Annotated in this window: 13 protein-coding genes; 5 read left to right on the top strand and 8 right to left on the bottom strand. The window is 66.8% G+C overall.

What is annotated here, in order from left to right:
- Positions 1–64: 64 nt before the first annotated feature.
- Together AC2JAJ_RS14170 and AC2JAJ_RS14165 are read right to left on the bottom strand one after the other, a co-directional pair.
- Complete coding sequence (locus AC2JAJ_RS14170) at positions 65–358, bottom strand: putative quinol monooxygenase (protein WP_486415412.1); 294 nt, start codon at positions 356–358, stop codon at positions 65–67.
- A 58-nt stretch (positions 359–416) separates the two neighbouring features.
- The gene (locus AC2JAJ_RS14165) at positions 417–1,415 is read right to left on the bottom strand and encodes a LacI family DNA-binding transcriptional regulator (protein WP_486415413.1); all 999 of its coding nucleotides are present in this window, start codon (positions 1,413–1,415) and stop codon (positions 417–419) included.
- A 163-nt stretch (positions 1,416–1,578) separates the two neighbouring features.
- Between AC2JAJ_RS14165 and AC2JAJ_RS14160 the strand changes: the two genes are divergently transcribed.
- From AC2JAJ_RS14160 to AC2JAJ_RS14145, 4 genes are all read left to right on the top strand, one after another.
- Positions 1,579–2,694, top strand: a complete 1,116-nt coding sequence (locus AC2JAJ_RS14160; protein WP_221386537.1) for a substrate-binding domain-containing protein — start codon at positions 1,579–1,581, stop codon at positions 2,692–2,694.
- Positions 2,695–2,718: 24 nt separating this feature from the next.
- Positions 2,719–3,762, top strand: coding sequence for an ABC transporter permease (locus AC2JAJ_RS14155; protein WP_486415414.1), 1,044 nt, complete (start codon positions 2,719–2,721; stop codon positions 3,760–3,762).
- Positions 3,759–4,553, top strand: a complete 795-nt coding sequence (locus tag AC2JAJ_RS14150; RefSeq protein ID WP_486415415.1) for an ATP-binding cassette domain-containing protein — start codon at positions 3,759–3,761, stop codon at positions 4,551–4,553. Before AC2JAJ_RS14155 ends, AC2JAJ_RS14150 begins: the two co-directional genes overlap by 4 nt.
- A 95-nt stretch (positions 4,554–4,648) precedes the next feature.
- Positions 4,649–5,584: a carbohydrate kinase family protein gene (locus AC2JAJ_RS14145; RefSeq protein WP_486415416.1), complete on the top strand. Its 936-nt coding sequence runs from the start codon at positions 4,649–4,651 to the stop codon at positions 5,582–5,584.
- A 66-nt stretch (positions 5,585–5,650) separates the two neighbouring features.
- Here AC2JAJ_RS14145 and guaB read toward each other — a convergent pair whose 3' ends face one another.
- Positions 5,651–7,162, bottom strand: coding sequence for an IMP dehydrogenase (gene guaB / locus AC2JAJ_RS14140; protein WP_221386533.1), 1,512 nt, complete (start codon positions 7,160–7,162; stop codon positions 5,651–5,653).
- A 267-nt stretch (positions 7,163–7,429) separates the two neighbouring features.
- Entirely contained in the window at positions 7,430–9,499 is a 2,070-nt protein-coding gene (locus AC2JAJ_RS14135; protein WP_486416686.1) for an acyltransferase family protein, read from the bottom strand.
- 115 nt (positions 9,500–9,614) lie between these two features.
- Between AC2JAJ_RS14135 and AC2JAJ_RS14130 the strand changes: the two genes are divergently transcribed.
- Positions 9,615–10,583, top strand: a complete 969-nt coding sequence (locus AC2JAJ_RS14130) for a DUF389 domain-containing protein (RefSeq protein ID WP_486415417.1) — start codon at positions 9,615–9,617, stop codon at positions 10,581–10,583.
- Here the strand turns inward: AC2JAJ_RS14130 and AC2JAJ_RS14125 are convergent.
- The 4 genes from AC2JAJ_RS14125 to AC2JAJ_RS14110 form a co-directional block, all read right to left on the bottom strand.
- Positions 10,552–11,679 carry a flavin-containing monooxygenase gene (locus AC2JAJ_RS14125; protein ID WP_486415418.1) on the bottom strand — a complete coding sequence of 376 codons (1,128 nt, stop codon included), beginning with the start codon at positions 11,677–11,679 and terminating at the stop codon, positions 10,552–10,554. The genes AC2JAJ_RS14130 and AC2JAJ_RS14125 overlap by 32 nt on opposite strands.
- Entirely contained in the window at positions 11,676–12,020 is a 345-nt protein-coding gene (locus tag AC2JAJ_RS14120; protein ID WP_486415419.1) for a hypothetical protein, read from the bottom strand. The genes AC2JAJ_RS14125 and AC2JAJ_RS14120 overlap by 4 nt, the downstream gene beginning before the upstream one ends.
- Positions 12,021–12,112: 92 nt before the next feature.
- The gene (locus tag AC2JAJ_RS14115) at positions 12,113–13,747 is read right to left on the bottom strand and encodes a helix-turn-helix transcriptional regulator (protein ID WP_486415420.1); all 1,635 of its coding nucleotides are present in this window, start codon (positions 13,745–13,747) and stop codon (positions 12,113–12,115) included.
- 122 nt (positions 13,748–13,869) lie between these two features.
- Complete coding sequence (locus AC2JAJ_RS14110; protein WP_486415421.1) at positions 13,870–15,393, bottom strand: ATP-dependent DNA ligase; 1,524 nt, start codon at positions 15,391–15,393, stop codon at positions 13,870–13,872.
- Positions 15,394–15,453 lie beyond the last annotated feature (60 nt).

Raw genomic sequence — 15,453 nt, 5'->3', positions numbered from 1 at the left:
GGTTTCGACAGGCTCAGCCACAGGTGTTCTATGGCTGAGCCTGTCGAACAAGGCTCGGGTGAAACTACTTCACCGGCTGCAACCAGGTCAGGACCGAGCCGTCCTCTTCGATGTGCCCAGCCAGTTCGGCGTTGAATGTGGCACCGTATTCTGCGGTGATGTGTTCCTGGAAGGCGTCGTCGTCACGGTACACCTCGAACACAAAGTATTTGCGCGGATCGGACTCGCGCGTGTAGGGGATGAAGAGCTCGTTACCGGGCTCACGGCGCACGTACTCGGTCAGTTCCCGCATCATCTCGGCGACGCGTTCTTCGCGGCCGGGCTTAACGGTGAATTCCGCATACAGGGTCTTAGTCATGGGTTCCTTCTTTCTTCGGGTGGTTGGGGTTTGGGCACGGTGCGCCACTGGCGGTGGTTCAGGTCGACGGCGGCAGTTCTCCCGAACCGCGCACGATGAGTTCCGAGGGGACGACGTAAGTCTGCGGAGCAGACTCGTCGCCGTCCATGCGGGCGAGCAGCCGCTCCGCGGCCAGTTTCCCGATCCGCTCGGGATGCTGGGCAATGACGGTAATCCCCGGCTCCATCATGTCGGCGAGCGTAAAATCGTCGAAGCCTACCAGCGCCACTCGATGATTCTCACCCCGTTCCCTGAGCGCCCTCATCACGCCAAATGTCACGAGGTTCTGGCTGGAGAAGATGGCTGTTGGCGGATTGGCTGAGCTGAGGAGTTCGTGTGCGGCCAGCCGGGCCGATTCCTCGTCGTGGAGGCCCTCGCGGACCGGGATGGTGGACGTTGCGACGCCGGCCCTGCCCAGCTCCTCGATAAAGCCCCTTCGCCGTTCCCTGGCCGTTTGGATATCCGGCCGGTCGCCAAGGTAGGCCACCCTGGTGTGCCCGTGCTCGAGGAGGTGGGCTGCAGCACGGGCGGAACCGGCCGCGTTGTCTGTCACCACGGCATCTGCTTCTATGCCCACCGGCTCGCGGTCGATAAAGACCAGGGGCAAGTCGCGGGAGTGCTCCGGGATGACGTAAGCCTGGCTCCTGGCGATCGGTGTGACCACCAGGCCATCAACCCGGCGGCCCAGGAATGCGGCTACCAAGGCCTTTTCCTTCTCGGCATCGTCATCGATGCTCGCCGCGAATACGGCTATGCCCCTCGCAGTGAGCGCGTCCTCCAGCGCGCGGTGGATCTCGCTGCTGAACGGGTTGGCAACACTTGGGAGCAACAGGCCGATGGACAGGGTCTTCCGCCCGGCGCGCCTTAGGCTTCCCGCCGCCATATCCAACTGGTAGTTCAACTGCCGCGAAGCTCCCAGGACCCGCTGGCGGGTCGCCTCAGAAACACCGGGCTCGTCATTCACCACCCGGGAAACGGTCTTTATGCCAACTCCTGCAAGCGCCGCCACATCACGCATGGTGGGACGATTCCTATTGACCCCAGATTGGTAACGATTAGACATCGTTGTCAAAACCTCGCTCTTCATCATTGATTCACGCTTGACTCTACCTTGTGACGTTGATTACATGGGCCATGACATCGTTGTCAGGCACGGTACGTGCCCTAACACAGGAGATTCAATGTTGAGTTCCAAGACCCCGCGGACCATTGCCGCCCGCTTCCTCGCTGCCGGCGCAGTCCTGACTCTCAGCACCCTCAGCCTCTCCGCCTGCGGCGGCACCTCGTCCGCCGGATCCAGCGCCGGCGCCTCCTCCGACAAGGTCGGTGTCTCACTGATCGTCAAGACCACGTCCAACCCCTTCTTCGTTTCCATGCAGGATGGCGCCAAGAAAGCGGCAGAAGCAGACGGCGTGGATCTCAAGCTCGCCGCCGGCAAGGCTGACGGCGACGAAGACACCCAGATCCAGGCGATCGAAAACGCCATCTCCAAGGGCGACAAGGGCATTCTCATCACGCCCAACGGCCCGTCCGTTGTGGACGCCCTGAAGAAGGCAAAAGACGCCGGACTGTTTGTCATCGCGCTGGACACTCCGCCAGACCCGGCCGACGCCGCCGACATCACGTTCGCCACCGACAACTTCGCGGCGGGCGAGCTGATCGGAAAGTGGACCGCCGCCCAGCTGGCGGGCAAGAAAGCCACCATCGCCCTGATCGACCTCTTCGACGACAAGGTTGTCTCCGTCGACTACAACCGGGACCAGGGTTTCCTGACCGGCCTTGGCATTGACACTGCCGACAAGAAAAAGAACGGCGACGAAGCCAAGGCCGGCAAGTACACCGGCGGCAAGGGCGGCGACTACGAGATCGTCGGAAACCAGGCTTCCCAAGGCGCGGAGGACGGCGGGCGGACCGCCATGGAAACACTGCTTTCTAAGAACCCGAACATCAACGTCGTCTACACCATCAATGAACCCGCAGCGGCAGGCGCCTTTGAGGCCCTCAAATCCGCCGGCAAGGAAAAGGACGTACTCGTGGTTTCCGTTGACGGCGGCTGCGCGGGCGTCAATAACGTCAAGTCCGGAGTCATTGGCGCCACCGCCCAGCAGTACCCGGTCAAGATGGCCGAGCTCGGCGTGAAGGCCATTGTGGACCTCGCCAAGACCGGCAACAAGCCGGAAAACTCGCCCGGCCTGGATTTCTACAACACCGGCGTCGAGCTGGTCACGGACCAGGCCGCTGACGGTGTCAAGAGCATCACCACCGGTGACGCCACCCAGATCTGCTGGGGCAAGTAAGGACGGACTGTGACAGGAGCAATTGTGACCAAGCAACAGACTGCCGGCCCGCCAGTTACCGGACCTGACCTGGCCGAAGAATTCCTCGACCGCCAGACCCCGCTGAGCCGGATCCGTAATGTCCTGCACCGCTACCCGGCACTCAGCCCGGCAATCGTGCTGCTCGTGGCGGTGGTGGTCTTCGGCCTCCTCAATGACCGTTTCCTCAGGTTCGAGAACCTTTCCCTGATCACCCAGCAGGTTTCCGTCGTCGGGACGCTGGCCATCGCGCAGACCCTCATCATCCTCACGGCCGGGATCGACCTCTCTGTGGGCGCCGTGATGATCCTGTCCTCCATGGTGGTGGCACAACTGGCAGTCAACAACGGCGTTCCCGCGCCGGTGGCGCTTCTGGGCGGACTCGTCGTGGGGCTGGCAGCAGGTGCGGCCAATGGGTTCCTGGTGACCAGGTTCCGGCTTCCGCCGTTCATCGTGACCCTGGGAACCCTGAACATCTTCATCGCGCTGACGCTGCTGTACTCGGGCGGTTCCACTGTCCGCGGCTCCAGCATGCCCGGGCTGCTCACGTGGATGGGCAGCACCTTTCCGGTAGGGCCCGTGCGCATCTCGACCGGCGTGGTGATGATGCTCCTGCTTTACGTGGCCATAGCCTTCATCCTGGGCAAGACCGCGTGGGGACGGCACGTCTACGCAGTCGGCGACGACAAGGAAGCGGCCCGGCTGGCCGGTATCCCCGTGAACCGCGTCCTGATGAGTGTCTACCTTGCAGCGGGCGCAGTCCTCGCGGTGGGCGCCTGGATCCAGATCGGCCGCACCAATGCGGCAAGCCCCAACGCGGGTGTGGACCTGAACCTCGACTCGATTACCGCCGTCGTGATCGGTGGAACCAGCCTCTTCGGCGGCCGCGGTTCAGTCTGGGGTTCCCTCCTGGGGGCCCTGATCGTGGGCGTCTTCCGCAACGGGCTGTCCCTGGCCGGGCTGGACGTACTGTTCCAGACCCTCGCCGTGGGCGTCCTCATCATCATCGCTGTGTCGATCGACCAGTGGATCCGAAAGGTGAAGTCATGACCTCCACCGAGCTTGAATCCGGCACCACAGAAACCCGCCAGCCGATCCTTCAGGCGCGCAACCTCGTCAAGACCTTCGGCAAGGTCGTCGGCCTGGACGGCGTCAGCCTGGACCTCTACCCGGGTGAAGTGCTGGCCATTATCGGCGACAACGGAGCCGGCAAGTCCACGCTCATCAAGTGCCTGACGGGCGCGGAAGTTCCGGATTCCGGCGAGCTTCACGTCTCTGGAAAGCAGGTGCACTTCAAGCGCCCGCAGGACGCCCGTGCCCATGGCATCGAGACTGTCTACCAGAACCTCGCGGTGTCGCCGGCGCTGGATGTGGCGTCCAACCTCTTCCTCGGCCGGGAGGAGCGCCTCCAGGGACCGCTTGGGAAGGTGTTCCGCGTCCTGGATACCAAGGGCATGCGCCGTAAGGCGAAGGAGGAACTCACCCGCCTCGGAATTTCGACCCTCCAGGATGTCACGGTCCCGGTCGAAAACCTTTCGGGCGGGCAGCGGCAGGCCGTGGCGGTGGCCAGGGCGGCCGCGTTCGGTTCCAAGGTGGTGGTGCTGGACGAGCCGACGGCGGCGCTGGGAGTGCGGGAGTCGAACCAGGTCCTGCAACTGGTCCGGGACCTCCGGGACCGCGGCCTTCCCGTCATCCTGATCAGCCACAACATGCCGCACGTGTTCGACGTCGCCGACAGGATCCACATCCAGCGCCTCGGCAAATGCGCCGCCACCATCACCCCGACGTCGCACAGCATGACGGACGCGGTAGCCATCATGACCGGCGCGGCCACGGCCTGACTGGCATTCAACATCCACCACCCGCCTTCCTCCGTGGACCTGTTCGCCTGCCCCGGGCGGCAGGTCCACGGCCTTCTTCACGAAAGTTTGCCCACATGACCCAAATCAATGGCCCTGGCGCCACTGCCGACGCCCCCGATGTCATCGTCGTTGGTGAAGCACTCGTCGACGTCATCAGCACTTCCGAAGGCACGGTGGAGCACCCCGGCGGTTCCCCGGCCAACGTCGCCTACGGCCTATCACGGTTGGGCGTGCGAACCAGCCTCCTGACCTCAATCGGCAACGACGAACGCGGCGCCCTGATCGAGCGCCACCTCAGCAGCGCCGGAGTCGCGCTGCTGCCCGGTTCAAAATCAGGAGGTCGGACGGCGTCCGCCACGGCAACGCTGGGTGCCGATGGCTCGGCCAGCTACGATTTCGATGTTTCCTGGGAACTGCAGCCCGTACACCCGGCCGGCCTTCCCAAGGTGCTGCACACGGGCTCGATTGCCAGTTTCCTTGCACCGGGAGCCAGTTCCGTCAGGAGCCTCCTGGAACAGGCCCACCGCGAATGCCTGGTTTCCTACGACCCCAATATCCGCCCGGGACTGTTGGGCAGCCACGCCGAGGCCCTGGCGATTTTCGAAGGCCTGGTTCCCTTGACGGACGTGGTCAAACTCAGCGATGAGGATGCCCAATGGCTTTACCCGGGCCTGCGTTTTGAGGACGCCGCTGCGCACATCCTGGGACTCGGGGCCGGCCTGGCCGTGATCACCATGGGCGGCCGGGGTTCGCTGATGGCAACACCCGTTACCCGGTTGCATGTTCCGGCCGTTCCAACCGATGTGTCAGACACCATCGGGGCGGGCGATTCGTACATGGCTGCCCTGATCTTTGGGCTGCTATGTCGGAGCACGGATGGTTTCGCGCCCTCCGTGCTGGAGACCCTGGGCAGGACGGCGTCGAAGGCCGCCGCGATAACGGTCGGCCGGCCGGGCGCCAATCCTCCGACCCTCGGGGAGCTGATGCCGGAACTGCAGCTAACCGTATAGAGGGCTTAAATGCGGGAGGAGGTGGGGACAAACTCCCCACCTCCTCCAGCAGTTAACCCTCCAGGATCAGCGCGAGCCGTAGTTCGGCGCCTCGACGGTCATCTGGATGTCGTGCGGGTGCGATTCCTTCAGCCCGGCCGAGGTGATCCGGACGAACTTGCCGCGGGCCTTCAGCTCGGGGATGGTGGGCGCACCGGTGTAGAACATGGTCTGGCGCAGGCCGCCCACCAGCTGGTAGGCCACCGAGGACAGCGGTCCACGGTAGGCAACGCGGCCTTCGATGCCTTCGGGGATCAGCTTGTCGTCGCCGGACACGTCGGCCTGGAAGTAGCGGTCCTTGGAGTAGGACGTGTTCTTGCCGCGGGACTGCATGGCGCCGAGGGAGCCCATGCCGCGGTAGGACTTGAACTGCTTGCCGTTGACGAAGATCAGCTCGCCCGGGGACTCGTCACAGCCAGCCAGGAGGGAGCCCAGCATGACGGTGTCGGCACCGGCCACCAGGGCCTTGCCGATGTCGCCCGAGTACTGCAGGCCGCCGTCGGCGATCAGCGGCACGCCCGCCGGAATGGCAGCCTTGGCGGATTCGTAGATGGCGGTGATCTGGGGAACGCCCACGCCTGCCACCACGCGGGTGGTGCAGATGGAGCCCGGGCCAACGCCCACCTTGATGCCGTCGGCGCCGGCGTCGATCAGTGCCTGCGCACCTTCGCGCGTGGCAGCCTGGCCGCCGATGATGTCCACGTGGGCAGCTACGGGGTCGGACTTCAGGCGGCGGATCATGTCCAGCACACCCTGGGAGTGGCCGTTGGCGGTGTCCACGAACAGGGCGTCGACGCCGGCATCGACCAGTGCCATGGCGCGCTCCCAGCCGTCCCCGAAGAAGCCGATGGCGGCGCCCACGCGGAGGCGCCCTTCCTCGTCCTTGGTGGCCAGGGGGTACTGTTCGGCCTTGGTGAAGTCCTTGGTGGTGATGAGGCCCTTCAGGCGGCCCTGCTCGTCAACGAGCGGCAGCTTTTCGATCTTGTTGGTGGCCAGCTTGTGCGAGGCTTCCTCGCGGCTGATTCCGACGTGCCCGGTGACCAGGGGCATCTTGGTCATGACGTCGCTGACCAGCCGCAGCGGGAAGTCTGATTCCGGGACGAAGCGGGTGTCGCGGTTGGTGACGATGCCCAGCAGGCGGTTGTCCTCGTCCACTACGGGCAGGCCCGAGACACGGTACTGGGCGCAGAGGTCGTCCAGTTCGCGCAGCGTGGCTTCGGGGCGGATGGTGACCGGGTTGGTGATCATGCCCGATTCGCTGCGCTTGACCCGGTCCACCTGGTCGGCCTGGTCGGCGATGGACAGGTTCCGGTGCACCACGCCGAGTCCGCCCTGGCGGGCCATGGCGATGGCCATCCGGGCTTCGGTGACGGTGTCCATGGCGGCGGACAGCAGCGGCGTCTGCACGGTGATGCGCTTGGAGATCCGGGAGGAGGTGTCAGCCTCGGAGGGGATGACATCGGTGTGGCCCGGCAGGAGCAGCACGTCGTCATAGGTCAGGCCGATGAAGCCAAAGGGGTTGTGTTCGGGCTCGGTCATGAGTGCGCCTCTTACCTTGGTTGCTGGGTCACGGGTAGGGGTTGCAGCCGATGACCAGCCCGTTATTACGGAACTGGCCTGTGCAGACGATCCTGCGGGACAACCGCGCGGGGCGGCGTTCCGGGGGCAGAAAGTGTTGAGTAAATATTAGAACCTCGGCGCCGATCCCCCTATTCCGCAGGGGTAATGTGAGCAACCGCACGCTCCCTGGCCCCATCGGCCAGCTCGAGGAACCCGAAGGGGGTGGGGCCGGACGGGCGGGAGGGATCAGCTCCAGCCCGTGGCGGCCAGCAGCCGCTGCTCGAACATGGGGATCATGGTTTCCACGTAGGTCCTGGTGAGGTGGTTGTCATCCTTGTAGACGTACACATTTCCGACCACTGCAGGGCAGACACCGCGGGCACAGATGAAGTCGCTCATGTCCATCAAGTGCAGTCCGGGCAGCTTGCCCCGGTAATTCTCCAGGGGCGATGGGTCCACCAGCGACTCGTTCAGGGACGGGTTGCATGCGGCAGCGTTGGCACCGTTCCGCTGCGCACATTCGGGCATGTTGAACGTGAACCGCGGGTTGTCCCGGATGCCCACGATCTCGATCCCGGCCTCCGCGAACGGCTTGACTCCTTCGAGGTAGCCGGGCACTTCCGTTTCGAACGGCGCCTCCTCATGGGTCAGGGAGGCGACGGTGAACACCGCGTCCGGGCGGTGCTCCATCACGTAGGCGGAACTGGCGCGGTTGTAGGCATTGCACTCGGCGGTCCGGGTGTCAGACTCCGCGCCGAACCTGCAGGCAGGCATCAGAAGGGTCACCAGTTCCCAGCCCCGGGCGGCGGCCACCGGCGCCAGCGCGGCGAGGTACTGCTGGGCGTGGGAGTCGCCCAGCACCACGATGCGTTTGGTCGACGGCTCTTCCGGCAACTCCTGCCGGCAGCCCTCGAGGATCGGATCACTGGTGGCGTTGGCGCCCGCGCAGGGGGTATCGATGCCGGCCCAGTCGTTGTCCAGCGCCGTGGGTCCCGGAATCGTCCGGGCCTTGGGCGCGGGCGAGTTTTCGTTTTCCGGGGTGAGCGCCAGGGCACCGGGCGTGAGCTCGCGGGGCTGGGCCGCCGTCGCGCTTTCCTCCTCGGTGAGCGTGGTCTGCCAGACGGCAACTGGCCCGGCCAGCACGGCACCGCAGGCAGCGATAACGACGGCGGTGCGCCAGGCCCGCAGTTTGGGCCAGTGCCATTCACGCAGCGGCTTTTCCACAAAGCGGGTGGTGAGGACGGCCAGGACAATCGACGCTGCGACAATGCCGAGGCCCTGGGTGAGGTTCGGCGCCTCGACGCCGGTGGCTGCGAGCGCCAGCACCAGGACGGGCCAGTGCCAGAGGTACAGGGCGTAGGAGTTGTCGCCGAGGGCGACGGCGGGACGGCTGCTGAGGATCCGGTCCACGCCGAACCGGCTCCCGGTCTGCCCGGCGACAATGATGGCGGCGGCGGCCAGCGTGGGCCACAGGGCAACGTAGCCCGGGAACGAGCGGTCCACCGTCAGGAGCAGCCCACAGGAGACCATGGCCACCAGCCCGGCCCAGCCCAGCACCACCCGCACTGCCCTGCCGGGCTTGAGGTGGGGCAGCGCCAGCGCCAGCAGCGATCCGAGGGCGAATTCCCAGAGCCGTGCCCTGGTGTCGAAGTAGGCGTGAGCCTGGTTGGTGGCGGTCTGCTCCACGGAGTATGCCAGTGAAACAACAAACAGTGCGCCGAAGACGAGCGCCAGCAGACCCCGGTAGGTCACCCCGTTAAGCCGGTGAAACCGGCGCAGGGCCACCAGCACCCCGGCGGTGCCCGCGAAGATCAGCGGCCAGAGGATGAAGACCTGCCCCTGGATGGAAAGGGACCAGAAGTGCTGCAGCGGGCTCGCCCCGGCGTGGTCCTGTGCGTAGTAGTCAACGGCGGCGTCGGCCAGGAGCCAGTTCTGGCGGTAGAGGAGGGACGCCCACGCCTGGTCGAGGACTTCGGGCCAGCGGCCCTGGGGCAGGATCAGCCAGGTGCCGGCCAGGACACCGAGGATGACCACGACGGCGGCGGGCAGCAGGCGCTTGAACAGGTGCAGCCAGTGCGCCAGGAGCCCGAAGGGGGCCCCGGCCTCGGCTTTCCGCACGAAGGACAGCGTGAGCAGGAAGGCCGATACCAGCAGGAAGATGTCGACGCCGCCGGACACGCGGCCCAGCCACACATGGTAGGCAACCACCATCAGCACGGCCAGGGCACGCAGGCCCTGGACCTCCGGGCGGAACGTGGCCTTCCGTGGGCGGGCGGAGGCATTGCAGGCCTGGCCGTGTGTCTCCTGGGTTTCCACAATCGACACTAAAAAACCCCTCGAATCCCCGGCCGGCCAAAGCCTTAAGCCTACGCACCGGCTGCAGCCAAGGCGAATCACACTATGCTGGGCCCAACCACGGAAGGGAGCCGGAGTGATTGTCCAGGTGCGCATCTGCGTCCCCGCGGAACTGTCGGAGGTGACGCTGCGGACCTGCAGGGAGCAGGCGGGAACCGCCGAAGTGGCGCTGGTCCGCGGCGGCTCGGTGGTGCCGGAGGGCGACCTGCTCGAGGTCCAGATACCCCGGGAATCCGTGGAGGAGCTGCTCGAGAAACTCGAGGTCCTCAAAGTACAGGAGGCGGGCTCGATCGTTGTGTCGATGCCTGAACTCGTCCTGTCCCGCCGGGCCGACGACGCGGAGCGGGCGGCCCCGGGCGACGGCGCGGATGCTTTGATCTGGGATGAGGTGTCCCGCCAAACGGGCGAGGACTCGCGGCTGACCTGGTCCTACCTGGCGTTCCTGGTGCTGGCCACGCAGCTGGCAGCGATCGGCATCGTGAACGATTCCCCGATCGCTATCGTCGGAGCCATGGCTGTGGGCCCGGAATTCGGCCCGCTGGCCGCCCTCGCCGTGGCGCTGGCCCGCCGGCAGTGGGCGCTGGGCAGGCGCGCCGCCCTGGCGCTGGCCGCGGGATTCCCGGTCGCCATGCTGCTGGCGGCGCTGACAGCATGGCTCTCGGTTCCCCTCGGGCTTTTCCCCCGCAACACCCTCGACACTGGATCCGCCGTCGAATTCATCTACCATCCCGGGCCCTATTCGCTGATCGTTGCGGTGCTCGCCGGAACCGCCGGAATGCTGTCGGTCATCGGCCGCCGCTCCGCAGCACTCATCGGCGTCTTTATCTCGGTCACCACTGTCCCGGCGGCAGGGTATGTGGCGGTGGCACTGGTGCTGGGTGAGTACCAGAAGGCGGCCGGTTCCGCGCTGCAGCTGCTGCTGAATTTGGTGGGCATCGTGGCAGCCGCCGTGGCGGTCCTCCTTTTCTACAGGGTGGTCACCAGGCGGCTGCCTGAATCGACGGCCCGGACGCTCAGGCGGCAGCTGCGGCGGACCCGCGGCTGACCGGGGGTTCCGCGGCCGGTACAGACCGGGGCATCTTCCGTGCCAGGTACCGGGCGTCGCGGCCCACCCCGGGCAGGGTGGCGGATGCGGCGGCGTACAGGAATTCCTGGCCCAGGAAGAACAGTCCGGGGGTATCAAGGGCGACGCCGCGGTGCTGGCGTGGCAGCGCACCGCCGTCGAGCAGCCCGGGATCGATCCAGCTGAAGTCATCCCGGAAGCCTGTGCACCAGATGACATTGGCCGCCTCCAGCCGGGCGCCGTCCGCCAGGACGGGCTGCCCGTCCTCCACGCCGGCCATCCGGGGCACGAGCCGCACGCCCGCCGCGGCCAGGTCCTTGGTCTTGGTCCTGATTAGCGGCGCTGCGTGTGCGGTGAAGGTGGGTGCGGCTTTCCGGCCCACGGGTGTCCCGAGGGTGAGCACGTGCAGGCCGAGGAAGCGCACCACAGGCAGGGCATAACGGGCGGCGGTCCGGCCGTGCTTCACCGGAAGTTCACCGGACGGCTTCCCTGCAACCGTCGTGGGGTGCGTCCGGGCCACTTCGAGGGCGATCTCGGCCCCGGAATTTCCCAGCCCCACCACCAGGACTGGACCGTCCTGCAACTGCCCGGGATTCCGGTACTGGCTGGAGTGGAGCTGGACCGTTGCGGATGCCAGCTCCACTGCGAAGCCGGGAACGTTGGGCGCCTGGCTCACCCCGGTGGCCACGACGGCGTTGCGTGCCTCCCAGCGGTGGCCGTTCGCGGCGGCAACGTAATGGCTTCCTTCGCGCCACAGGCGTTCCACCCGGGCGCCGTGGTGGACGGGCAGGCCGTTCTGTTCGGCGTAGCCCTCAAGGTAGTCCGCCACCTCGTCCTTGGTGGGGAAGGACAATGGGTCCGCCGGGAACGGTTGGCCCGGCAGGCCGTCGTACTTGGCGGGAGTGAACACCCGGAGCGAGTCCCACCGCTGGCGCCATGCGTCGCCGGAGCGCTGGTTGGCGTCGAGGATCAGGAAGTTCCGTTGTTGCTGCTTCAGGTGGTGGCCGAGGGTCAGTCCGGCCTGGCCGCCTCCGATGATGATCGTGTCCAGCATGCCGGTCACGTCGTTGCTGTTCATGGCTGTTCTCCTGTCGTTCTGGCGGGGATGCCTGCGGCTGAACCTTCCTGCCGCCCTGCCGCCGTAGTCCTGGCGCCGGCGCCAGTTTCCCTGTAGCGCAGCCACCAGGCCAGCATCAGCGCGGAGGCGAGGACGTAGGCGAGGTGGAGGACCCAGATGGGTCCGGCCGGGAGGTTGTAAACGTAGACGCAGTGCACCGCGTTGGCCAGGTTGCTCAGGACCAGGTTCCCCAGGCTGTAGGAAGCGAGGTCCCGTGTGCGTGCTGCTTTCACCAGCATCGGCAGCATCCCCACGGCAAACAGCACCGTGGAAAGGGTGCCCGCAAGGAGTGGAATGTTCATGCTTTGAGGCTATGGACCGTGCCGCATGGTCCGCGTCGGGCAAACCATGCAATTGCCGGGCGGAGCGAATGGGTAATTTTGCGCAGTCCGGTTCAGGGCGCCAGGCCGTGCTCGAAGGCATACCGGGTGGCGGCAGCCCTCGAGGAAAGATCCAGCTTCAGGAAGATGTTGCTGATGTGCCGGGCCACTGTCTTCTCGCTGAGGAACAGCGCGGCGGCGATGGCACGGTTCCCCTGGCCCGAGGCGACGAGCCGGAGCACCTCCGCTTCCCGGGCGGTCAGCGGCCCGGGAGTCCCGGCGTCGTCCTTCCGCATCAGCGAGGCCGTCCAGGCGGCGGCGGGCACAGCCCCCAACCCCAGGAATTCAGTATGGGCCGCTTCGAACTCCATTCCGGCCGACGTTTCGTCGCCGAGATCCCGGCAGGCCTGTCCGATCAGCACCCGGCACCGGGCAGCTTCATACGGAACCGCGAGCCCCAGCCACAGCTGCCAGGCCTGCCGAAGCGCTTGCGCGGCACCTCGCGGATCACCCTCCGCCAGCTTCACCGCGCCATCCGCCTGGCTGGCGACGGCACGCACCATCGGCCTGGGGCAGTCGCCGGCAAAGGCGGCCAGCTCTTCTGCGGCCTCCCTGGCCGCCTGGACGTCCGGCACGGCCAGTTCGATGTCCACCAGTGCCGGCAACAGATGCCGGCGGGTGGCAGTGTCCGCCAGCCCGGCGGCCCGGCGGATCATGGTCTGGGCCTGCTTCGCGTCCCCGCGGGCAAGTAGCAGCAGGGCAAGGCCCGGCTGGGGTTCGTACCCGCTGCTCGCCGCCCGGGTGAAGGAGGCCTGTGCCGCGTCCAGGTTGCCCGTGAGCCGCTGCACTTCCCCCTGCTGGTAGTAGCCACCGTACAGCGCCTGCGGATCACCCCTGCCGGAGCGTTCCTGGGCCATTCCCGCCGCGGCGAGTGCTTCTGCCCAGGCTCCATGCAGCCGGAAGATTTCTGCCCTGTGGGCCTGGCACTGACCGCTGAAGGGAACCATGTCAGGCCTGGCCGAGCACCACCGGTCCAGGGCAGCCGTCCACTCCATGGCCCGTTCCAGGTCGAATGCCACCTGGCAGTTCCCGATCACGGCGCAGTAGGCAATCCCGGACGGCACGGCAGACAATTCCCCCGTAGTGACAGCCACCATCACCTCATCGAACATCCGCAGCCCCTCCTCGGGACGGCCCAGTTCAAGGGTGGCCTGCCCCCTGCCCAGCAAGGCGAGCGCGGACAGATCCCTGTCCTGGAACCGCTGGCCGATTTCTGCGGCCCGGGAAAACAGCATCAGGGCGCCTTCCGGGTCTCCGCCGTAAAGCTTGCCCAGGCACGCCGGGATCAGGAGGAAGCCCTGGACGGCATCCGGCACGGGAAGTTCATCGGCCAGCCGCTGCCCCCGTGCCAGCCATCCCCCGGCCCGTGCACTTTCGCCGGTGTTCATCAGGTGCAGGGCCATCCAGGCGGCACATCGGGCAGCCCCCACGATGTCGCCTACCACCAGGTACTCCTCGTGGGCCCGGGTGAGCGATTCAATCCCGGTGGCGGCGTTGCCGGTCAGGATCTCCGCCGTGGCCAGGCGCTCGAGGTCCGCTGCCGGAAGCCCGCCCTGCCGGTCGGCATCCCGAAGGCTTTCGAAGGCTTCGGTCCAACGCTGCTCGCGGAACGCCGACCGGCCCTGGTCCAGGCCCGTCTCAGCTGTCACCTGGCCTCCTCTGTGGATACCACACCCCCAGCCGGCCCGCCGCCGTCGTTGCTTGCGGACTTGCCTAAGCGCCACGGTACGCCCGCGGAACAGCGGTGACAACGCCCCGGCCCATGGAGGAGCTAGGGGCGCAACAGCGCCCGCAGGGTCTGGATCGTGTCCGCCTCCGCCGCAGGCTTGTCCCCGCGGTAGCGCTTCACCCGGGCGAACCGGAGGGCAATGCCGCCCGGATAGCGCGGGGACTGCTGCACGCCGTCGATTGCCACCTCGACCACCGTGACGGGCTCCACCCAGACCGTGCCAGCCGTCCGCCGCACCTCAAGCTCCTGGAACCTTTCCGTCTGCCAGCGCAGCAATTCGTCAGTGAGGCCTTTGAAGGTTTTGCCCACCATCACGTAGGCGCCGGCCTCGCCGAACTCCCCCTCCGGGTCCAGGGCGCCAAGGTGCAGGTTGGACAGCAGCCCGGTGCGCCGGCCCGAGCCCCATTCACATGCGAGCACCACAAGGTCGTAGGTGAGCACGGGCTTGACCTTCACCCAGTGGGAACCCCGCCGTCCGGCCGCGTAAACCGATTCGACCGCCTTGACCACCACTCCTTCGTGGCCTGCGGCGAGGGCATCGCGCGACACCCGTTCCGCGACGTCGGGATCAGCCGTGATTTCTCCCGGGATCCGGTGCTCGGGAGCAATCCGCTCAAGCACGCTAATGCGGGTGGACAGCGGCTCGTCGAGCAGGTCGCGCCCGTCGATGTGGAGGACGTCGAAGAACCAGGGGTGAAGTATGGTGGCCCGCGCGGCGTCGGCGCCGAACCGCGACATGGTTTCCTGGAACGGGCGTGGCCCGCCGTCCTCGTCGAGGGCAAGCGTCTCGCCGTCGAGGATCACGTCGCGCACGGGCAGTCCCCTCACCACCTCCACTACCTCCGGCAACCGGTGGGTCACCTCGGCGAGGTTGCGGGTGTAAATGCTGACATTGTCGCCTGTCCGGTGCACCTGGATGCGTGCACCGTCGAGCTTGTATTCCACGGAGGCCTCCCCCGTGGCCACGAGGGCTTCCTCCGCGCTGCCGGCCGTCGCAGCGAGCATGGGCTGCACGGGCCGTCCAACCACAAGGCCGACGGCGGCAAGCTCGTCTGCGGTGCCCGTCAGCGCCAGCAGCGCGGTTCCGCCGAGGTCGCCGGAAAGCATGGCCGCGCGGCGAACAGCGTCCACGGGGCGGTCTGCGGCGCGGGCAACAGCATCCGTCAACACCCCTTCAAGGGCGCCGGTCCGCATCTCACCCAGCAGCACGCCGGCGATGAATCCCTGTTCGCGTCCGGTTGCTGCAGCCATCAATGCACGGAGGATCGCTGCCCGCTCCGTTGCGGACCCGGCGCCGGCGATGGCCAGCAGCCGGTCCAGCGCGTCATCCAGGTCTCCCACGGTGAGGCTTGCTTCGGTGGCCGGCTCTCCCTTGACCGCTGCCAGGCCCCGCCAGCCCACGCCTACCCGGCCCTGCCGCGGCTTGGCAGTGAGCAGCCCCACCGCCGTCGGGATCTCCGCCGGCTCGACCCGGCGCAGCAGTTCGGCAAGGGCCTCGACCTTCGCCAGCCGGGATCGGGTCGCGGCGACAGCTTCCGCGGTTTTTACGAGCTCGTCGAGCAGCATGGCACCAGTCTGCCACGCCCACCGGCAGCACTGGACAGGACGGGAGGCCAGTTCCAAAAT

The sequence above is a fragment of the Arthrobacter sp. MOO21 genome, assembly GCF_057369995.2.
This window is presented reverse-complemented; position numbering and strand designations above follow the sequence as displayed.